A 21,522-nucleotide genomic window follows, 5' to 3' on the forward strand; every position below is an offset into this window, starting at 1 on the left:
AAACTCAAAAGAAAAATATACAAATCAAAAAAGCTGAACAATGTTACCATTGTTCAGCTTTAATTTATAAATTTAATCCTTTAATAATCTGTATCGGTTATTTAGGACTAGACATTATAATTCAGGAATTTATCTTTTTCCTCCAAAAAGTCCGCCCAACAGTCCACCTAGGCCACCTTTCTTTTTGTTTCCACCTAATACCATTCCTGCTACATCATCAATTACACTGCCGTCGCCGTCAGCATCAAGAATAGATTCTAAAAAGCTTTGCTCCTGCTGTGGCGAGTTCCCTTGAATCAGCCCACCTAAAAGACTTTGAATACCACTTTGGTCGCTCACTTTGTTTTGTCTGGTTTCTTTACCTAAAACACCCATTAAAATAGGAGCAGCTATTTTTAGTATTTGTGCTACAGAACCTGCATCCATTCCTGCTTTGGCTCCTAAAGTTTGTTCTACTCTTGGTTGTTTATTTCCTAAGACGTGTCCTAAAATTTTACTTCCGTCGTTCATAACATTGTCATCAACACCACCACTAAATAATCCACCTAAATTGTCTAAAATACTTCCGTCGTGCTTGCTGTTTAGGACACTCATTAAGCCCTCTGCACCTTGAGGAGATGAGGCATTACGTTTCATAGCTTGCATTAATACAGGCAAGGCCATAGTTAAAACATCCTGAGTTTTGTTTTGAGGTTGATTGGTTTGATTGGATACACCACTAATTAATGTTTTTCCTAGGTCACTGTTCAATAAATCTAAAATTCCTGACATGATTGTTTATGTTTTTTTAATAAGATGAGTAAAATTGGATGTTGAATGTACAAAAAAAGTCCCAACATCTAAGGTTAGGACTCATTTATAACGTTTAGGTCACATTTACATCAAAACCTACATGGTTTTGACGAATGCATTCCAAGGATTTATCCTAGAATGCTAATAATTTGTGACGCTAATTCTTCTCCAATTCTATCTTGCGCTTCATTAGTTGCCGCACCGGTATGGGGTGTTAATGATAACGCAGGGTTCATTAATAATTGCATTTCTGGTTTTGGTTCTTTTTCAAAAACATCCAAAGCTGCTCTAGCTACTTTACCGCTTTCAAGTGCTTTTACTAGGGCTACTTCATTAACAACACCGCCACGAGCTGCATTGGCTAAAATAACACCGTCCTTCATCATATTGAACTCGGCTTCATCAATCACGTAGTCTTTTTGAGCAGGAACGTGTAGCGTAATAAAATCAGCTTGTTTTAATACTTCTTCTTTAGAAATGGTTTCAATTTCAAAATTTAATTTTTGTCCGTCAAAAAACTCTAATCCTAAGTTGGCCTTTTCTAAAAATGGATCAAAAGCAATAACTTTCATTCCAGCTCCTAAAGCTACTTTTGCAGTGGCTTGACCAATTCGTCCAAAACCTAAAACACCTAAAGTTTTTCCTTTTAATTCAGTTCCTTTGGCGTATGCTTTTTTTAGGCCTTTAAAATTACTGTCTCCTTCAAGAGGCATTTCTCTATTGGCGTTGTGTAAAAAACGTGCCAATCCGTAAAAATGTCCAAAAACCAACTCTGCTACAGAATGTGAAGATGCTGCAGGTGTGTTGATAACGTTTAAGCCTTTTTCACGAGCATACTCAACATCAATATTATCCATTCCAACGCCACCACGACCAATAATTTTTAAGTCTGGGCAAGCGTCAATTAAGTCTTTACGCACGGTAGTTGCACTACGTACCAATAAAACTGCAATGTCGTTTTTGTTAATGTAGTTTATTAATTGTTCTTGGGCTACGGTGGTTGTAATTACTTCGTAACCGCCTTTTTCTAAAGCATCAATTCCGCTTTGTGAAATACCGTCGTTTGCTAATACTTTCATTTTTTAGGTAAAAAGTTATATTTAATTTAGTGTTCAACTATCAGCTTTTGAATTTTACCGATTAGGTTAAACTTTTCTTTATGCTTTACTTTCCAATTCGCTCATTACTTCCACCAACACTTTTACACTATCAATAGGCAAGGCGTTATACATAGAAGCTCTATAGCCTCCAACACTTCTATGCCCATTTACGGCACTAATACCAGCTTCTTTAAGCATGGTTTCGAAGGTTTCTTTTAAATTTTCATTTTCTAAAGTAAACGTGGCATTCATCAAAGACCTGTCTTCTTTAGAAGCAAACCCTTTAAATAATGGGTTTAGGTCAATTTCAGAATACATCAAGCGTGCTTTCTTTTCGTTTTCTTTTTCAATTTCGGCAATACCACCAAGACCTTTTAACCATTCTAAGGTTAACATAGAAGTGTAAATTGGAAATACAGGTGGCGTATTGAACATACTACCTTTGTCGATATGCACTTTATAGTCCATCATTGATGGTATTTTACGAGATACTTTTCCTAAAATATCTTCTCTGACTACTACTAAAGTTGTTCCTGCTGGTCCCATGTTTTTTTGTGCTCCAGCGTAGATTAATCCGAATTGAGAAAAATCCAAGGTACGAGAGAATATATCGCTACTCATATCGCAAACCAACGGAATATCGGTTTTTGGAAAACTCTTCATTTGCGTTCCAAAAATGGTGTTGTTTGATGTGCAGTGAAAATAATCGTAATCTTCAGGGATTTCGTAGCCTTTTGGGATGTAATTGTAGTTAGCATCTTTTGACGAACCAACTTCATAAATATCATCGTATATTTTTGCTTCTTTTATGGCTTTTGCTGCCCAAGAACCAGAATTTAAATAGCCTGCTCTTTTTTCCAACAGGTTTAAAGCCACCATTAAAAACTGGGTGCTGGCACCGCCTTGTAAGAACAATGCTTTATAGCCTTTGCCCTCTAAGCCTAGTAATTCTAAAACTAAAGCTCGTGCATTTTCCATAATATCAACAAAGTCTTTGCTTCTGTGTGATATTTCAATTAAAGACAAGCCAGAATCGTTATAATCCATTACTGCTTGAGAAGCCTTCAACAATACTTCTTGTGGTAAAATACTTGGTCCTGCGCTAAAGTTATGTTTTTTCATTATATGTGGTAAAAATTAAGATGCAAAGTTGCTAATTAATTAGGGATTATATGTTATAAATTCAATAATTTTTTCAAGAAATTGCTAACAAAAATTCAACGGAATCTACATCATCGGCATAATCCCAAAGTTGTGGTTTTTGGGTATGGCCAAATGGAATTTCTTTTTCAATAAAACCTTTGGAAACAATACATTGAATTTGGGCTTTTTCGGCAACTAGTTTTTTCTTTAGTTCTTCTGTATTGTCGTAATGTTCGTAAAACAATGTTGCAATGGGCGAGGCGTAGCTTTCGTCTTCTTTTATCATAAAGAAACCATTTTCAAGCATATCAAATTCGCTCATTAAGTAAACGGCTTTGTTGTAATCATAATTGTTGGCGTATTTGGCTTTTTCAATTATAGGATGCCAATGGTAAATGGCTTCGAAAAAATCATTGAATTTGTAATCTTTTGGAACAAATACTTTTGAAACGTTTCGGCATCCCAAGCCATAGTATCTAAAAATGTCTTCTGATAGGTTTTTTAGTTCTTCCGTAGATTCATTTCCTGTTAAAACAGCCACAGAATTTCGGTTGTTTCTTACAATGGAAGGTTTGCCCTTAAAATAATATTCAAAATAACGAGCTGTGTTGTTACTACCGGTTGCAATAACGGCATCAAAACCTTCAACTTTTTTCTCTGAAAAACTTATTTTTCCTTTAAACTGAGGTTCAACATATTCTAGATATTTTGCCAGATAAGGCAACAGGTGTTTGTCACTCGAAGACTGTTTTACCAAAACATGGTGCCCCGTAATCAGTACAGATAAAAAATCATGAAACCCCACTAAAGGAATATTGCCTGCCATAATTATGGCCACTTGTTTTGGCTTAGCGTCAGTGAAATTATAAGGGTTAAGCCAGGTGTTTAAATGGTCTTCGGTTAAAGACTCTGCCCAACCACTCATGGCAAAGCGTATGTTTTCTGGCGTAAACCAGCCATTGTGTTCTTGGGCCAATTTTAATTGATGCTTAAAACCATCGAAGAACATATCATTGTGTTCAACATGATCCTCCTTTTGAATGATATCATTAGAAAATTGCCTTAAAAAATCTCCTAATTTTACAAAAGCGGTAATTCTTTCCTGTAATTGCATCGTGAAATTTGGTTATGAATGGTTTTGGCTTTATTTTTGCGACTGCAAAGTTAGAAAGAAAAAAACGCTATGGCAATTATAATAACAGACGAATGTATAAATTGTGGTGCTTGTGAACCTGAGTGCCCAAACACAGCAATATATGAAGGTGCGGACGATTGGCGCTATAAAGACGGAACCAGTTTAGAAGGCAAGGTTGTTCTTACCAATGGAACCGAGGTTGACGCCGATGAGGCACAAGAACCAGTGAGTGATGAGCTTTATTACATTGTACCCGATAAATGTACGGAATGTAAAGGTTTCCACGACGAGCCACAGTGTGCTGCGGTTTGCCCTGTAGACTGTTGTGTGCCTGATGAAGATCATGAGGAAACTGAAGAAGAACTTTTGGCTAAGCAAAAGTTTATGCATCCAGAAGGATAAGTCGATACTGAAACAATTTCAGTACATCTAATCGACATGAAATAATAAATTAAATCCTGAGCTTTGGCTTGGGATTTTTATTTTAGCAGTAACTATTTTCTAAATGAACTCAAAAAAAGTATTCCTATTAATTGATGGCGAGCGCCCAAAACAACTACCGGATTTTTCCAGTTACGACCTTGTTTGTGCTACAGATGGAGCTTATCGGTTCTTAGCTGAAAACAATGTGACGCCTGATTTTATCAGTGGTGATTTTGATGCTTTGGAAAGTCTTCCAACACATATTGAGGCCATTCCAACACCCGACCAAGATTATACCGATTTTGAAAAGATTTTAAGAATCTTGCACAACAAAGGCTTTGTTAATATTGATGTTTATGGCGCTAGCGGAAAAGAGCAGGACCATTTTTTGGGAAATTTGAGCGCAGCCATAAAATGGAAATCTAAATTGAACCTTAACTTTTTCGATAATTATGGCTATTATTTTTTAGCCGATAATCTAACCAAGATAGTCGAAAGTAAAAATAAAATAGTGTCTTTAGTTCCTTTTCCTGAAGCACATGGCATAACGACCCAAGGTTTAAAATATGCACTTGCCGATGAACCTTTAACTTTTGGAAAACGCATTGGCACAAGAAATGAAGCTATTTCAAATGAAGTTATTATAACTTTTAAAAGCGGCGTCTTGTTTGTGTTTGTTAATGACTGATGATACTAAAAGAAAAATTATAACTTAGTGGCGAGTTGGGAATAGTTCTAATTCAATTTTATAAACATCAACTATGAGCAAATCCATAAAGTTCGTCATTATAGGAAGTGGTAATATTGCAGGTACTTACTTATCGGCATTAAACAACATTGAAAATGCTGAGGTTGTCGCCATTGTTTCTGGTAAAACTGAAAAGCCACATCCGTTAAGCCATCTCCCTTTTTTTAAAAACATTTCTGAAATTGACATTGATTTTGATGCTGTTATCATTTGCACGCCCAATGGTATCCATCATCTTAGTGCCATTGAAGCCGCTAATTTGGGTAAACATGTGCTTTGCGAAAAGCCTATAGATATTACTTTAAAATCAATCGACAAAATGATTGATGCTTGCCGCAATAATAATGTTAGGCTTGGGGTGGCCTACCAAAGGCGTTATAGTTCAGATAATCCTATTGTAAAAAAAATGATAGATTCTGGTGAATTGGGGCAAATTTTTTCGGTCGATTTATCGGTTAAAAACTACCGCAACGATGCCTATTATAATTCATCGCCGTACAGAGGGACTTATGGAATTGATGGTGGCGGACCTTTTATTCAGCAGGCTTCGCACTATATTGATTTGTATTATTGGTTTTTCGGGAAACCTAATAAATTGGTAAGTAAGTTGGGTACTTTTGTTCATGATATTGAAGTGGAAGACCACGGTGCTGTCATTTGTGCTCATGACTTGGGGATGATTGGAACGATAACGGCATCAACAGCTACAAAACCTGGGTTTCCGGCCAAAATGGAAATTTATACCAGCAAAGGTTATTTAATTTTAGAAAATGACGTCATCACCCATTGGGATGTTCAGGGCGTTGAAAACCCGACTACCCAATCCGCAAGCGAAAACACCCATACTGGAGCAGCAACGGCTGCCGTTGCGGATACCACCAACCATGAGACTATTTTAAATGATTTTGTAAACGCTGTAAAAACGGGAGACGATTGTTTAGTTACAGGAGAATCCGCCAGAAATGCCACCGAAATGGTTTTGGAAATTTATAATAGCCAGTTTTAGGCTACAGGCTGAACTTGCTTCTTTTTAAGAATCTTGTTGGTCTTATTCTTTTATTAATGAATTAACATAATTAAATAACTATCTGTTTGATTTTCTGTTTTTAAAGTGATAATTTCGTTTATCAATCGATAAAATGAATTGAAACTGCATTTTATCTTTATGCCATCAGTAATATTATAGGGTTAATTAACCAATATGCAGATTCTTTGTGATTTAATAAAGAACTAAGAAATTATGCTAATCTTTAAATTAAGACATAAAAGTGATTAATATAAGTGAAAACAGTCAGAAGGATAAATAGATATAATTATCTAACATTCTGCTTTGCTGCAATGGTATGCCTTTCGGTTATTCCGTTAACAGCACAACACAATCACCAGAATGGACTTCATCATTGGGAGGTTCCAAGCAAAGATCCGGACCGAATTATGCTTACTTTCCATGGTGACCCAGCAATACGTCGAGCCGTTACCTGGAGAACCGACACAAGCATTATAAATGCAGTCGCACAAATTGCTGAAGCAACGGTAAATTCAAAGTTTACAAACAATTGTGTGACTAAAGATGCCATGACTGAACAATTTGACTTAGGTTTATATAAAGGGAATACCTCCCTGTTAGTCCACTATCACAGTGTAATATTTGATGAACTGAAACCGGATAAACTTTATGCTTATCGAGTGGGAGACGGTAAAGAATATTGGTCTGAGTGGATTCAATTTCGCACAGCAAAGACGAGATATGCCTCTACGCAATTCGTGTACTTGGGCGATGCTCAGGACAGTATTCTCGCACATTGGTCTCGGGTAATCCGTATGGTGTACCAAACAGCTCCTAAAGCATCATTTGTCATCCACGCAGGGGATCTAATCAATGATGCGCACCACGACCATGAATGGGCTCAGTGGTTTAAGGCTGGTGGCTTTATTTATAGCCAATGGACGGCGATACCTGTAGTTGGAAATCATGAATTTCAACGGTTAACTGATGGCGAACCTAAAAAGCTTGCTATTCAATGGAGACCACAATTTACCTTGCCAATTGAAAAGAGATTACCGCCAGAACTCCACGAAACTGTGTATACAGTCGATTATCAGGACATTCGAATCATCGTACTCAACTCTGCGAATCGACAAGAAATACAAGAACAAACTAAATATATTGAACAGCAACTAAAAAATTGTAAGGCCAAATGGAAGATTTTAACATGTCATCACTCTGTATTCTCTCCAGCTAAAGGACGTGACTTCGAGTTTGCACGTAAAAACTGGAAACCTTTGTTCGATAAATATAATGTAGACCTAGTGCTAAATGGTCATGATCATACCTATGCAAGAGGTCATGTTCCCGTCAGAACTGCTAAATCAGAAGACAATGGTGACCTCGGAACCATATATGTCACCTCTGTTAGCGGCCCTAAACAATATCAACTTGAGACTGAGCAAATGAAAGCCTATAGAGCTCAGGGTTACCAGTTAGACAAAGCAGCTGAACAGAATCAATTTTATCAGGTCATAACTGTTGAGAATAACACGCTCACCTATATAGCTTATGATGTTCTAGGAAAAGAATATGACCGGGCTACCATAAGTAAAGATTTCAGTACAGGAAAGAAGAAGCTCTGGCAAATAGAAGAATAGGTATACGTTATTTTAATTGGGCAACATACTTCAGTAACTAAAAAACAATTTTTTGAAATCCCAAAGTGACGAAGGTAGTTTACTTAATCAAACTTATAAAAAGTGTGTAAAACATAGGGCGTGCAGTGGTTTCTGCAAGATTCGGAGACACAGCAAGCTTTATCTCGATGGACAGGTGCTCAGATCCAATATGCCTTAGTTTCATGCCCAAACACGATAATTGCAATTTCCTCAAATCACTCTCCGCCTTCAAACGCTTTCATTTCTTCTAATGGCTCTAAAGTTTCATCGCTTTCCCATAGGGTTTGGTCAAACTTGTTTAAAATTTGGTATGTTCCTTTCTTTTCTTGATTGATGGTTTCAAAATCGCCTAAACTTAATTTGCTGTTTTCGGTGAAAAGAATTTCTTCCTTATTGGCGTTACTGCCTTCAATTTTAAAACTGAAACCAATTTTGTTTTTGGCCGTGCTGTTTTCAATAAATTTCAAATCGCGGCTTACATAAAAATAACTGCCAGAGGTATGTTTTATGTATTTAGGCTGATACATATTGTTGGTGTGCCGCTCAAAAAGTAAAGTGCCTTCACTAACGTTGGCTATATATTTAATTCCCAAAAGTAGTTTTAGGTTCACTTTGCCACCATGACGTTTTTTATAGTAATTATAGTCTACTCGGGTTATGGCATAAGTAGAATCGCTAACGTATAAGGTACCGGTGTATTTACTTTTTCCGCGACGGGGCTCAAAATGAATGATGTAATTTAGTTCGTTGTTACTAATGGTGGCGTCTTTAAAGGTGTATTCGTAATGCTTTTTGTCCGTGATGTTGCTTAAAAACGACTCGTCTAAAAATTGGGCCTTACCCAATAAGGCTCTTGTTTCGTCATTTAAATTCGATAATTCGAATTCATTTTTGTCGTCGTCTTTAAAATCTTCACCATTTAATGACAGCGAATCTTCAACCTTAAATATGCCAGTTTTAACCTTATAGGTTTTGGTGGTGTCTAAGTAGGTTAAAACAATATTTTGTGCATTTTCTTGAATCTCTTCAATAGAAAAGTCATTTTTGTAATCTATCAATTTGGTGGCTTTTTGTACGTTCAATTTACTGCTATCTTGATTGAATGCGTATAGTTCGCCCTTAAAATCAGTAAAATGAACCATATCACTTTCTCGAACTTTTTGTGAAAGCGTTCTTAAATCAGCATTGGCCTTTTTGATGTTTTTTTTGCTAACGTGTGAGGCTTTTTCAATTTCGAACTCTAAACTTTCAAAATTGGCATAATTTGAACTTCTTCTGAAAATGCTATGCTTGTTAAGTTCGTAATCGTAATTTTTGGAAATATTTTGTCTTACTTGGGCAATAATAGAGTCGGCATTGGGAATTTTGTTGCTTATGTAAACTTCACTAAGTTGATTAGTAGCTTCACTTAATTTAATAATAAAATTTGAGGCTTTAATGTCCTTCGTGCTAAGGATCTTGTTTTTGTAACCCATGCACGAAATAGTAATGGTTTTAATTTGATTTTTTATAGTAAAATACCCTTCTTCGTTGGAAATCACACCAGTATGCTCACCAGTTTTTATTGAGGCATAGGGGATGGGTTTGTCATTTTCATTGGAAACCAATCTTGCGGTTATACTTTGTGAAAAACCAGAAAAATAAATTAAGCCCAAGGCTATGTTAGTGATTATTTTCTTCATCTGTGTAATTAAGTTGCTATACCTTAATAATAAAGGTTTATAACAATCCAACGATTAAAGCTGGATAATGTTACAAAAAATAACCACGGAATTAACTACATTTGCACTCGCAAAAACCAAAAGACGATTCTTTTAACATAATCAATTTAACCAAAAATGAAAGCAGGTATTGTAGGATTGCCAAACGTAGGAAAGTCAACGCTGTTCAATTGTTTGTCTAACGCCAAGGCGCAAAGTGCAAACTTTCCGTTCTGTACTATTGAACCCAATATTGGTGTGGTTAACGTACCCGACCCACGTTTGGAAAAATTGGAGTCTTTGGTTAATCCAGAGCGTGTTATGCCGGCTACGGTAGAGATTGTAGATATCGCGGGATTGGTAAAAGGAGCAAGCAAAGGTGAAGGGTTAGGGAACCAGTTTTTAGCAAATATCCGAGAAACCGATGCAATTTTACATGTGTTGCGTTGTTTTGATAACGATAACGTAGTGCACGTTGATGGCAATGTAAACCCTATTCGTGATAAAGAAACCATTGATATGGAGTTGCAGTTAAAAGACTTGGAAACTGCCGAGAAGAAACTAGATAAAGTAAAACGCGCAGCTAAAACGGGTAATAAAGAAGCTCAGGCGGAAGAGGCTGTTTTGTTAAAAATCAAAGAAGGTTTAGAAGCTGGAAAATCGGTTAGAGCGTTGGAGTTTTCAGAAGATGATTATAAGGATTACGTAAAAACTAATCAGTTTATTACTGATAAACCCGTTATGTACGTTTGTAATGTAGATGAAGGTAGTGCTGTTTCAGGTAACAATTATGTTGAAAAAGTAAAAGAAGCGGTAAACGATGAAAAGGCAGAGGTTTTGGTTTTGGCAGTTGGAACTGAGGCTGATATTAATGAGTTGGACGACTACGAAGAACGCCAAATGTTTCTTCAGGATATCGGGTTGGATGAGCCTGGTTCGGCTAAATTAATCCGTGGAGCATACAAATTATTGAACCAGCAAACTTACTTTACAGCTGGCGTGAAAGAAGTACGTGCTTGGACCGTTGATATTGGTGCTACGGCGCCTCAGGCAGCTGGAGTAATCCATACCGATTTTGAAAAAGGTTTTATCCGTGCCGAAGTGATTGGCTATAACGATTATGTAACTTATGGAAGTGAAGCCAAAGTGAAAGAAGCCGGTAAAATGCGTGTAGAAGGCAAAAACTACATCGTAAAAGATGGCGATGTGATGCACTTCTTATTTAACGTTTAGAACATAAGTTTTAAAAGGTTTTAGAAAATTCACTTTTTAAAGTGACTTGTTTCCGTACTATGTGTCCTTATTAATGTGGCTGTAGTCTCTTAATGTAATCTTTAATGTCTCTAATAAAATTAAAAACCGTAATAAAAGCTGATGCTAAAACTTGTTTTGATGTAGCTCGAAGTATAGATGTTCATCAGGAATCTTTAAAATCTTTTGAAGAAATAGCAGTAGGAGGAAAGGTGTCAGGGCTAATGGAACTGGGTGAGTGGGTAAACTGGGAAGTCAAACGTTTTGGTTTTGTGCAACATTTAAAGTTTAAAATAACGGAATTTGATTCGCCTTACTATTTTGTAGATGAAATGCTCAATGGAGACCTAAAGTTTTTTAAGCATGAGCACCTATTTAGCGAAAAAAATGGAGAAACCGTTATGGTCGATATATTTAGCTATGCCGCACGATATATGTTTATAGACCAAATTTTTAATTTTCTATTTTTAAAGAGATATCTTAAAAACCGATTAATACGAAGAAACCTTTTTGTAAAGGAAAAGGCTGAAAATTTAGCTTTACAAGTAATAGGGTTTTAGTTGAAGATAATTCTTTAAGGCCTTGCCTTGGTGCTCCTGCTTAAGTTCATTATAGTTTTTAACTTTAGTAGTGGGTTGAACGTCGTAATTCATTCAATTTTGGAATTTCCTTAATCATCTAAGCATTTATTTTAGATGAATGAAATCAACAAAATCATTCATTTATGGCATGTTATTGGGTGTTTTAGGTATCGTTATGTTTTCTTCAAAAGCCGTAATGGTTAAATTGGCATACCGTTACCATGTTGATGCACTTAGTGTTTTACTGTTGCGTATGTTGTTTTCGTTTCCATTTTATTTGGTAGTCGCCATAATTTATAGCAAAAAGAAAGATGCGGTTAAAATAGTGCCTAAAGATTATGCTTGGATATTCTTTTTTGGTTTTTTGGGCTATTATTTATCTAGTTACTTCGATTTTGTTGGGTTGGAATATATAAAAGCAAGTTTAGAGCGTATCATACTGTTTTCGTACCCCACAATTGTTCTTGTTTTTAATAAGCTATTTTTAAAGAAGCCCATTACACAAATTCAAATAATTGCCATCGCCTTGAGTTATTTGGGAATTGTTGTTGCTTTTTGGGGAGAAGTTGTAAATACGGGCAGCGATGCGCTTATTGGAGGGGTTTTAATTTTGCTTTGTGCCATAACTTATGCTACTTATTTGGTAGGGAGCGGTTGGTTGATTCCAAAATTTGGGGTGGTTAAATTTACAACCTACGCGATGTTGGTTTCTTGTATATGTGTTTTTGTTCATTACGGATTGGTTTCAAAAGTTGATATTTTTAATCACCGATGGCAGGTATATTTATTCGGGTTTTTAATCGCCTTTTTTGCAACTGTTATTCCTTCGTATTTGGTTTCCGAAGCTATTAATCGTATCAATTCATCAAATTTTGCGGTCATAGCAGGTTTTGGTCCTATTTCAACCATCATTTTAGCTGCTATATTTTTAAATGAACGCCTCACGATAATGCAATGGTTTGGTGCTCTGGCAGTTATTTTAGGGATATTATTGGTCTCTGTTAAAAAGAAGCCGATTGTCTAATTTGGGTTCTCAACAATACCATGGTATATTGTTAATTATTTTGTGTTCTGCCTTTTTCTTTTTTTAAATGGTTATATTATATTAGCAAACCCTCACTAAACTTTGCATAAATAGATATATGACGGAACAAACCAATTATACCGAAGATAATATACGTTCTTTAGACTGGAAAGAGCATATCCGTATGCGTCCAGGAATGTATATTGGTAAATTGGGCGATGGCAGTTCACCAGATGATGGCATTTATATCTTGCTAAAAGAAGTTTTGGATAATTCCATCGATGAATTTGTGATGGGAGCCGGAAAAACCATCGATATTTCCATACAAGGCAATAAAGTAATTGTTCGCGATTACGGTCGCGGAATTCCTTTGGGAAAAGTGGTTGATGTGGTTTCAAAAATGAATACCGGTGGAAAGTATGATTCCAAAGCCTTTAAAAAATCGGTAGGTTTAAACGGGGTAGGTACCAAAGCCGTAAATGCACTTTCAAATTATTTTAGGGTAGAATCTAATCGTGATGGAAAATCAGCGGCCGCAGAATTTGAGCAGGGTGAATTAACTAACGAGGAAAAGTTAGATGATACTACACGTAGAAAAGGAACAAAAGTGTCTTTCGTGCCAGACGATAGCATCTTCAAAAATTACAAATACCGAAGTGAGTATGTGGTTAAGATGCTTAAAAACTATGTGTATCTTAACCCTGGGTTAACTATTGTTTTTAATGGTGAAAAGTATTTTAGTGAAAATGGATTAAAAGATTTATTGAGCGAAACCATTAATGAATCAGATTTGTTGTACCCTATTATTCATTTACGGGGAGATGACATTGAAGTGGCCTTAACGCACAGTAAAACACAATACAGTGAAGAATATCATTCTTTTGTAAACGGTCAAAATACCACGCAAGGCGGAACACATTTAAATGCTTTTCGGGAAGCTTTGGTAAAGACCATTCGCGAATTTTATGGCAAAAATTATGATGCTTCCGATGTTAGAAAATCGGTAGTTTCGGCTATAGCCATAAAAGTGATGGAGCCTGTTTTTGAAAGTCAGACCAAAACCAAATTAGGTTCAACCGATATGGGTGGAAATTACCCAACAGTAAGAACATATATCAATGATTTTGTAAAAACCAATCTCGATAATTATTTACATAAAAATACCGATACGGCTGAAAAAATTCAGCGTAAAATTTTGCAGGCTGAACGTGAGCGTAAAGAGCTTTCCGGAATTCGTAAATTAGCACGAGATAGAGCTAAAAAAGCAAGTTTACATAACAAAAAATTACGAGATTGCCGTGTGCATTTTGGAGACACCAAGAACAACCGAAATTTAGAAACGACCCTTTTTATTACCGAGGGTGATTCGGCTTCTGGAAGTATTACCAAATCGCGCGATGTAAATACGCAAGCGGTATTCAGTTTAAAAGGTAAGCCATTAAATTGCTATGGGTTAACTAAAAAAATTGTTTACGAAAACGAAGAGTTCAACCTGCTTCAAGCAGCTTTAAATATAGAGGAATCGTTAGAGGATTTACGTTATAACAATGTTGTAATTGCTACCGATGCCGATGTTGATGGTATGCACATTAGATTGTTGTTAATAACATTCTTTCTGCAATTCTTTCCCGAAGTGATAAAAGAGGGACATTTGTACATCTTACAAACGCCACTCTTCCGAGTAAGAAATAAAAAGGAAACTATTTATTGCTATACGGAGCAAGAGCGTATCGACGCTATAGAAAAGCTGAAGCCAAAACCTGAAATCACACGATTTAAGGGACTTGGTGAAATTTCGCCTGATGAGTTCAAGCATTTTATAGGTGACGATATCAGGCTGGACCCAGTAATGCTGGATGATGGTATGTCAATTGACGAATTGTTGTCGTTTTATATGGGTAAAAATACGCCATCAAGACAGGGGTTTATCATAGATAACCTAAAAGTTGAACTGGATTTAATAAAAGAATAAACTAGATTAAAATAGATATATTATGTTATACAAAAAAGCCAAAAAAAAACGGTCTTACGCATATTTGCGTAATCGCACAAGTAGCGAACAAGTACACAGGTTACAAATAAAGGGTAAGGTTACCCTAAATGGTAAGCCTAAGAAACATAGTTCTTAATGATAGAAGAAGAAAACGACGACGATTTAATAAAAAACGAAGGCGAGCCCCAAGAAACCATAACCCGTGTTACGGGTATGTACAAAGATTGGTTTTTGGATTATGCATCGTACGTTATTTTAGAGCGTGCGGTACCAGCCATTGAAGATGGTTTTAAGCCTGTTCAGCGTCGTATTATGCATTCTATGAAAGACCTTGACGATGGGCGCTATAATAAAGTGGCGAACATTGTGGGGCATACTATGCAGTATCATCCACATGGTGATGCCAGTATAGCCGATGCCATGGTGCAAATCGGTCAGAAAGATTTGCTGATTGATACCCAAGGTAACTGGGGTAACATCCTTACTGGTGATAGCGCTGCAGCTTCTCGTTACATTGAGGCACGCCTCTCTAAATTTGCGTTGGATGTTGTTTATAACCCTAAAATTACCGAGTGGCAGGCCAGTTATGATGGTAGGCGAAAAGAACCGGTAAACTTGCCGGTTATGTTTCCGCTATTGTTGGCACAGGGTGGCGAAGGAATTGCCGTAGGGCTTTCAACTAAAATATTACCACATAATTTTATCGAACTCATTGATGCTTCTATTAAACATTTACGGGGCAAGCGATTTACTATTTTACCCGATTTCCCAACGGCTGGTATCGCCGATTTTTCTAATTACAACGACGGGTTAAGAGGGGGTAAAGTACGTGTTCGTGCTAAAATTTCTCAGTTTGATAAAAACACGTTGACTATTACTGAGCTTCCGTTTGGTACAACCACCCAATCCTTAATCGATTCGATTCTAAAGGCCAACGATAAGGGTAAAATAAAAGTTAAAAAGATTGAAGATAATACGGCTGCCGAGGTCGAAATCTTGGTGCATTTGCCTTCAGGTTTATCACCTGATAAAACTATTGATGCGCTCTACGCATTTACTAGCTGCGAGAGTTCTATTTCTCCGCTTGGCTGCGTGATTGAAGATAATAAGCCGCTTTTTATTGGAGTTTCCGAAATGCTTCGTAGAAGTACAGATAACACAGTCCAACTTTTAAAACAAGAGCTCGAAATAAAGTTGGGCGAGTTTGAAGAGCAGTGGCATTTTGCTTCATTAGAACGTATTTTTATTGAAAATAGAATTTATCGCGATATTGAAGAAGAAGAAACTTGGGAAGGTGTAATTAAAGCCATCGATAAAGGACTTCAACCACATATAAAGCATTTAAAACGTGCCGTGACCGAAGACGATATTGTTCGTCTTACTGAAATTAGAATCAAGCGTATTTCTAAATTTGACATTGATAAAGCGCAACAAAAAATTGATGCTTTAGAAGACCAAATAGCAGAGGTGAAAGGTCATTTAGCCAATTTAATAGAATATACCATTGCCTATTTCGAAAGACTGAAAAAGGAATATGGCGCAGGACGCGAGCGCAAAACTGAAATCAGGATTTTTGATGATGTTGATGCCACGAAAGTGGTGATTAGAAACACTAAACTTTATGTGAACCGTACAGAAGGTTTTGTTGGAACGTCGCTACGTCGTGATGAATATGTGTGTGATTGTAGTGATATTGATGATATTATTGTGTTTACCAAAGAAGGGAAAATGATGGTGACCAAGGTGGACTCTAAAACCTTTATTGGAAAAGACATCATTCATGTCGCGGTATTCAAAAAGAAAGACAAGCGCACCATTTACAACATGATCTATCGTGATGGCAAGAAAGGTCCGTCATATATAAAACGTTTTGCGGTTACCAGTATGACACGCGATAGGGAATATGATTTGACCAACGGAAATAAAGGTTCAGTGGTGTTGTATTTTTCCGCTAACCCCAATGGTGAGGCCGAAGTGGTAACCATTTTGTTGCGTCAGGTGGGTAGTATCAAAAAGCTGAAGTGGGATATGGATTTTGCCGATATTATAATCAAAGGCCGTGCTTCAAAAGGAAACCTGGTTACTAAATATTCAGTAAAACGGGTTGAGCTTAAGGAGAAAGGTATTTCAACTTTAAAGCCACGTAAAATTTGGTTTGATGATACCGTTCAACGTTTAAACCTTGATGGTAGAGGAGAGCTCATTGGTGAATTTAGGGGGGAAGATAAATTGTTGATTATCTCGCAATCTGGAATCGTAAAAACGGTTACGCCTGAAGTCACCATGCACTTTGATGACGATATGATTGTACTGGAAAAATGGGTGCCTAAAAAGCCCATTTCAGCCATTTATTATAATGGGGAAAAGGAATTATATTACGTTAAGCGATTTTTAATAGAGCAGGAAGGACGGGAAGAATCTTTTATTTCTGAACATCCAAATTCGCAACTTGAAATTGTGTCTACCGATTGGAAACCGATGGCTGAAGTTGTTTTTGCAAAAGAGCGTGGTAAAGACAGAAAGGATAATTTGGAGGTCAACCTAGAGGATTTCATTGATATTAAGGGTGTTTCTGCACAAGGAAACCAGCTTACCAAAGATAAAGTCAATCAAATAAACTTATTAAATCCTTTGCCGTACGAAGCTCCGGAAGAGGTGCATGCAGATGAATTGGAAGTGGTTGATGAGACTAACGTGTCCTCTAATGTATCGGGTAGTTTAGATGAAGAAAAACCTTTGGGTCCGAAAAATGAGAATAACGACGATTCGACAAAAGACGATAAAGGCCAAACGACGTTATTTTAATTCTTTTGATTCCTTGTTCTTTTTGCTAAACCTGAAATTCAAAAATTCTACAAAAAGTGAAAATGCAATGGCGAAATAAAGGTAGCCTTTGGGGATTGCGCCCACTTCATTTCCAAATAATTTGGTGTGCGATAAATGTGCCGCTTCCGTTATAAGCATAAAACCAATCAATATCAAAAAAGCCAACCCTAGAATCTGCATACTAGGGTGAATCTTGATAAATTTCCTAATTGGGTTAGCAAAACCAATCATAATAATTATTGAGATAACAACGGCAATAATCATCAATACCAACGTGTAGTTGTGGTTAGGATGCAATCCGTTCGTCATTCCAACTGCAGTTAGAATGGAGTCTATTGAAAAGATAAAATCAATAATCAGTATTTGAATCAAAGCTTGTGATAGAGTCTTTAATTTCTTTTTATTGAGATTTTTTTCGTCGTGGTTGGGTGTTTCTACTTTCTCGTGTATTTCCGAAGTACTTTTATAGATTAAAAACAATCCACCTGCAAAAAGTATAACGGCTTGCCAACTTACGGCAATGTGGAGCCAAGAAAGTTCAATAGTGTAAAAAGGTTCTTTTAAGCCAATTAAAAAGCTAACAAAAAATAACAATATTATGCGCTGAACCATAGCCAGCACCAAACCAATTTTGGTGGCTTTTGATTGTTGGTTTTCTGGCAATTTGTTAGCGGCTATCGATATAAAAACAATATTATCAATACCTAAAATTATTTCTAAAAATGTAAGTGTAAGCAGTGCCATTATGGCGTCGCTTGTTAAAAGAAAGTCTATCAAAGCTTAAAAAAGTTAATATGTAAATTTAATAAAATTAACTTTTTTAAGCTATAAATAAAATAGGATGATTTTTATATGGCGTCCCTTAAGATTGAGTGAATACTTTGCTCATTTAAATAATAGCATCAACGCCTTGAACACCGGTGCTTAAACGAATAGCATCCTCTACGTGATATATAAATATCTTACCATCACCAACTTGATTTTCAGAGGCATTGTCTTTAATTACTTTGATGCATTTTTCTAAGTGCTTATCGCTAATCACGCAAATAATCATGACTCGGCTTTGTAATATCATAGATTGTTCGGTTCCACGATAGCGTTCAGAGTAACTTTTTTGTAACCCTATTCCTTTAACGGGAACAACAGTAATGCAAGGGATATCCGCATCTTTTAATCCGCGTTGTACATCTTTAAGCTTTGATGGTCTTATTATGGCTTCTACTTTTTTCATTTTTGTAATTTAAAGTTATTCTATAATTCTTATTCAAAAGTGGTGTACGCTTCAACACCAAATGATACGGCATCGATACCTGCGCGCTCTTCAGATTTTTCTACCCGTATGCCAATGGTCTTTTTCATGATACTTAGGATAATAAAAGTAATCACAAAAGAAAAAACACCTATTACGGCAACACCTATAATTTGAGTGAGAAGAAGGCTAGTTTCACCGCTAAAAAATAATCCACCTTCTGTTGCAAATAATCCAACGGCAATAACGCCAAATAAACCATTGATACCATGAACTGCAATTGCTCCTACGGGGTCGTCAATTTTCAATCTATCAATAAAAATTACAGCAACGTCTACAAGCACTCCTGCAATTAAACCAATTACAATGGCAGAACTGGAATCGACAACATTACAACCAGCAGTTACGGCTACTAAGCCTGCAAGCACACCATTAATTGTCATTGTGATATCGATCTGTCCGTATTTAAAATAGGTGTACAGCATTGTTGAAATTCCACCGGCGGCCGAGGCTAAAAATGTATTGGTAACAATGCTTCCTATTAATTCCCAATTGCCCACAGCACCAAGTGTTGATCCGGGATTAAAGCCAAACCAGCCAAACCATAGTATAAAAGCACCTACGGCGGCTAAAGGTAGGTTGTGTCCAGGTATGGCAACCGGTTCGCCATTGTTGTCATATTTTCCCATACGCGGCCCTAATACAATAGCTGCTGCCAAAGCAGCAAAACCTCCCATGGCATGAACGGCAGCAGAGCCAGCAAAGTCATTGAAACCTCTTAAAGCTAGCCAGCCATTCGGATTCCAAACCCAATTGGCCGCCATTGGATACATAATGGCACAAAATATGACAACATAAATCGCATAGGCCCATACCTTCATTCTTTCGGCAACCGCTCCCGAAACTATTGAAATAGCCGCAATGGCAAAGCCTAATTGAATAAACCAGAATAGTTTATTTGAAACGGTAAGCCCTAATCCTAAATCGTTGTTTGTAATCCCGGTATCGAATGCAAACCAACCGTTTGAACTACCATATGCAATTCCAAATCCTACAAAGTAAAAAGCAAGGCCTCCGAACGTTACATCGATAAATACTTTGGCTATAATGCTCATGGCGTTTTTTGAACGTACAAAACCTGCTTCAAGAAGTGCAAAACCGCCTTCCATTAAAAAAATTATTGCGGCACAAATGGATACCCAAACGGTATCAATTGCCGAAATTAGTTCAGTTTGTTCTAGTGCAAAATTTGCAACTGTTTCCATAAAATTGTTGTTTTTTGTTTAGTTAGTTGATAAAAAAATATTTGGTTGTTTTTTTCGAAAAACGCAATATATAAAAATAACTAGGTTATGTTTTTATGAATTTGTTAAAAAAGAAGACAGTATTTTCAATTATATGGATATTTAGCTAATTTGATAAAATGGTTAAAATAAATTAAAAAAAAACCGATATGTTTTTTTAATATGATATCGGTCTTAATGAGGAATTTTGGTATTTATTCCTGAATGAAGATTAAGTTTTTTTTAATTGCCTTTGAATTTTCTTAATGGCTGATTCTATTGATTTTTCGGGTTCAATAATATTGTATGCGCCCCAAAATCGAGGGTCGGAAAACCCGGATGCTTTTTCGGTTAAAATAGTAGTTGGGCGTATTAATTGATTTCTTACATGGGCCAATTTGGTGTCTTTAATTTCCCAATCGGTAATGGCCATTTCACTGCTTAGAGTGTAAACGCTATTAAACAATTTGCCTTTCCAATTTACCTTAAGAGTTAGAGAAATATTGCTATAGGCATAATGCCATAAACCATCTTTCGTTCGGTAATTAACGCGGTAGTTGGCCTCCTTGGGAAAAACTTCGACCTTGCGTGGCTTTTTGCGAACAAAAATTCTGCTAGACAATTCTCTATTTGAAACATTTAAGCTGTAAACAGCACTGGTTAGCGCTAGCGTTTTTGCATCAATATAAAGTTTACCGTAATATAACGGGTCTTTAACTTCCTCAATTTGTTTAAAATTAACCACATATATAAGTTCGCTGTTAACTATGGTAGAATTCGCATAACTAAACTCATATAGCATCATGTTTTCCTCAGTAAAAATATACTCGGGGTATTTTATGATATCTGTATATAGATTGCCAAATGGTCCACCTTGCAGTTTTACAGCTAAAGTGTCTAATTTGCTGTAATCTGTATTTTTTCGCGCCTTTACGAGTTCAATATGGTCTTTCCTAAAGTTGCCATAGGGCTGTTTGTGGATTTTTACAACTGCTTCAGAAAGGGAGGCATTTCGTCTTCTTTTTTTTATGGTTTCTCTATAAAAAGCAGTCATTAGGGTGTTATGGTTGTTGTAAAGCGTGCTTTTCGTTTTTAATGTTTTTTCAACTAATTCGCGCGCATTTAGTGATGTTGCAACAATATTAATTTCATTTAATTTTGTCAACGCGGGTATAAGCTTTATTCGCTCGTTTTTATTCATTGATGATAACTGAATTTCTTGTTTTTCGTATCCAAGATGTGTAATATTGATGGTGCCGTTTATTAAAGGCCTAGGTACTTTTAGCAGAAATTCACCATCGCTGTTGGTTACGGTGCTAATGTTTGAATTTGTAATAACAATATCAACAAAAACTAAGGGGTTGTTTGTCTCGGCATCGACAATTTTACCTTCCAGTTCAACAAAGTTATCTTTGGTTTGCGCACTGTATATTGGACAGTACATAAAAAAGACCAGAAGCGTATAAATAAAATGGCGTTTATATATGGTTTTCATAACAAAGGGCGTATTGGGATTAACGTTATAAGGTACAAAAAAAACACGTAATTATCTAATTTTAAGAGTGGTTATTGTTGTTTTGAACTCATGGGATAATACAAATAAAAAT

18 protein-coding genes are annotated in these 21,522 nt (G+C 36.4%); 9 read left to right on the forward strand and 9 right to left on the reverse strand.

Annotated features, from left to right (window positions below; all coding sequences use genetic code 11):
* Window positions 1–129: 129 nt before the first annotated feature.
* The 4 genes from ACIEHO_RS03505 to ACIEHO_RS03520 form a co-directional block, all read right to left on the reverse strand.
* Window positions 130–771, reverse strand: coding sequence for a DUF937 domain-containing protein (locus ACIEHO_RS03505; RefSeq protein ID WP_406968717.1), 642 nt, complete (start codon window positions 769–771; stop codon window positions 130–132).
* A gap of 149 nt (window positions 772–920) precedes the next feature.
* Window positions 921–1,871: a D-2-hydroxyacid dehydrogenase gene (locus ACIEHO_RS03510; RefSeq protein WP_406968719.1), complete on the reverse strand. Its 951-nt coding sequence runs from the start codon at window positions 1,869–1,871 to the stop codon at window positions 921–923.
* A gap of 78 nt (window positions 1,872–1,949) precedes the next feature.
* Window positions 1,950–3,014, reverse strand: a complete 1,065-nt coding sequence (gene serC / locus ACIEHO_RS03515) for a 3-phosphoserine/phosphohydroxythreonine transaminase (protein WP_406968721.1) — start codon at window positions 3,012–3,014, stop codon at window positions 1,950–1,952.
* Window positions 3,015–3,087: 73 nt separating this feature from the next.
* Window positions 3,088–4,149: an acyl-CoA reductase gene (locus tag ACIEHO_RS03520; protein WP_406968723.1), complete on the reverse strand. Its 1,062-nt coding sequence runs from the start codon at window positions 4,147–4,149 to the stop codon at window positions 3,088–3,090.
* A 69-nt stretch (window positions 4,150–4,218) separates the two neighbouring features.
* Between ACIEHO_RS03520 and ACIEHO_RS03525 the strand changes: the two genes are divergently transcribed.
* The 4 genes from ACIEHO_RS03525 to ACIEHO_RS03540 all read left to right on the forward strand — a co-directional run bounded on the left by ACIEHO_RS03525 (window position 4,219) and on the right by ACIEHO_RS03540 (window position 7,987).
* Entirely contained in the window at window positions 4,219–4,572 is a 354-nt protein-coding gene (locus ACIEHO_RS03525; protein ID WP_406968725.1) for a 4Fe-4S dicluster domain-containing protein, read from the forward strand.
* 103 nt (window positions 4,573–4,675) lie between these two features.
* On the forward strand, window positions 4,676–5,281 hold the full coding sequence (locus tag ACIEHO_RS03530; protein WP_406968727.1) for a thiamine diphosphokinase: 606 nt from the start codon (window positions 4,676–4,678) through the stop codon (window positions 5,279–5,281).
* Between the two features lie 73 nt (window positions 5,282–5,354).
* Window positions 5,355–6,347 (forward strand): Gfo/Idh/MocA family protein, encoded by a 993-nt coding sequence (locus ACIEHO_RS03535; RefSeq protein WP_406968729.1) that lies wholly within the window; start codon window positions 5,355–5,357, stop codon window positions 6,345–6,347.
* 275 nt (window positions 6,348–6,622) lie between these two features.
* Window positions 6,623–7,987: a fibronectin type III domain-containing protein gene (locus ACIEHO_RS03540; RefSeq protein WP_406968731.1), complete on the forward strand. Its 1,365-nt coding sequence runs from the start codon at window positions 6,623–6,625 to the stop codon at window positions 7,985–7,987.
* Window positions 7,988–8,223: 236 nt separating this feature from the next.
* Here ACIEHO_RS03540 and ACIEHO_RS03545 read toward each other — a convergent pair whose 3' ends face one another.
* On the reverse strand, window positions 8,224–9,690 hold the full coding sequence (locus tag ACIEHO_RS03545) for a carboxypeptidase-like regulatory domain-containing protein (protein WP_406968733.1): 1,467 nt from the start codon (window positions 9,688–9,690) through the stop codon (window positions 8,224–8,226).
* 156 nt (window positions 9,691–9,846) lie between these two features.
* On the opposite strand from ACIEHO_RS03545, the gene ychF reads away from it, so the two are divergent.
* The 5 genes from ychF (at window position 9,847) to ACIEHO_RS03570 (ending at window position 17,362) form a co-directional block, all read left to right on the forward strand.
* Window positions 9,847–10,941, forward strand: a complete 1,095-nt coding sequence (gene ychF / locus ACIEHO_RS03550; protein WP_406968735.1) for a redox-regulated ATPase YchF — start codon at window positions 9,847–9,849, stop codon at window positions 10,939–10,941.
* Between the two features lie 104 nt (window positions 10,942–11,045).
* The gene (locus ACIEHO_RS03555; protein ID WP_406968737.1) at window positions 11,046–11,519 is read left to right on the forward strand and encodes an SRPBCC family protein; all 474 of its coding nucleotides are present in this window, start codon (window positions 11,046–11,048) and stop codon (window positions 11,517–11,519) included.
* Window positions 11,520–11,658: 139 nt separating this feature from the next.
* On the forward strand, window positions 11,659–12,564 hold the full coding sequence (locus ACIEHO_RS03560; RefSeq protein ID WP_406968739.1) for a DMT family transporter: 906 nt from the start codon (window positions 11,659–11,661) through the stop codon (window positions 12,562–12,564).
* Window positions 12,565–12,682: 118 nt separating this feature from the next.
* Window positions 12,683–14,536, forward strand: a complete 1,854-nt coding sequence (locus ACIEHO_RS03565; protein ID WP_406968741.1) for a DNA topoisomerase IV subunit B — start codon at window positions 12,683–12,685, stop codon at window positions 14,534–14,536.
* 156 nt (window positions 14,537–14,692) lie between these two features.
* Complete coding sequence (locus ACIEHO_RS03570) at window positions 14,693–17,362, forward strand: DNA gyrase/topoisomerase IV subunit A (protein WP_406968743.1); 2,670 nt, start codon at window positions 14,693–14,695, stop codon at window positions 17,360–17,362.
* Here ACIEHO_RS03570 and ACIEHO_RS03575 read toward each other — a convergent pair.
* The 4 genes from ACIEHO_RS03575 to ACIEHO_RS03590 all read right to left on the reverse strand — a co-directional run bounded on the left by ACIEHO_RS03575 (window position 17,354) and on the right by ACIEHO_RS03590 (window position 21,410).
* The gene (locus ACIEHO_RS03575; protein WP_406968745.1) at window positions 17,354–18,160 is read right to left on the reverse strand and encodes a TerC family protein; all 807 of its coding nucleotides are present in this window, start codon (window positions 18,158–18,160) and stop codon (window positions 17,354–17,356) included. The two genes, ACIEHO_RS03570 and ACIEHO_RS03575, sit on opposite strands and share 9 nt — an antisense overlap.
* 112 nt (window positions 18,161–18,272) lie before the next feature.
* Window positions 18,273–18,614: a P-II family nitrogen regulator gene (locus ACIEHO_RS03580; protein WP_406968747.1), complete on the reverse strand. Its 342-nt coding sequence runs from the start codon at window positions 18,612–18,614 to the stop codon at window positions 18,273–18,275.
* 29 nt (window positions 18,615–18,643) lie between these two features.
* The gene (locus ACIEHO_RS03585; protein WP_406968749.1) at window positions 18,644–19,897 is read right to left on the reverse strand and encodes an ammonium transporter; all 1,254 of its coding nucleotides are present in this window, start codon (window positions 19,895–19,897) and stop codon (window positions 18,644–18,646) included.
* A 250-nt stretch (window positions 19,898–20,147) separates the two neighbouring features.
* The gene (locus tag ACIEHO_RS03590; protein WP_406968751.1) at window positions 20,148–21,410 is read right to left on the reverse strand and encodes a carboxypeptidase-like regulatory domain-containing protein; all 1,263 of its coding nucleotides are present in this window, start codon (window positions 21,408–21,410) and stop codon (window positions 20,148–20,150) included.
* Window positions 21,411–21,522: the final 112 nt, after the last annotated feature.

Origin of the sequence: Flavisericum labens (assembly GCF_045446075.1) — a bacterium.
Classification (GTDB): domain Bacteria; phylum Bacteroidota; class Bacteroidia; order Flavobacteriales; family Flavobacteriaceae; genus Flavisericum; species Flavisericum labens.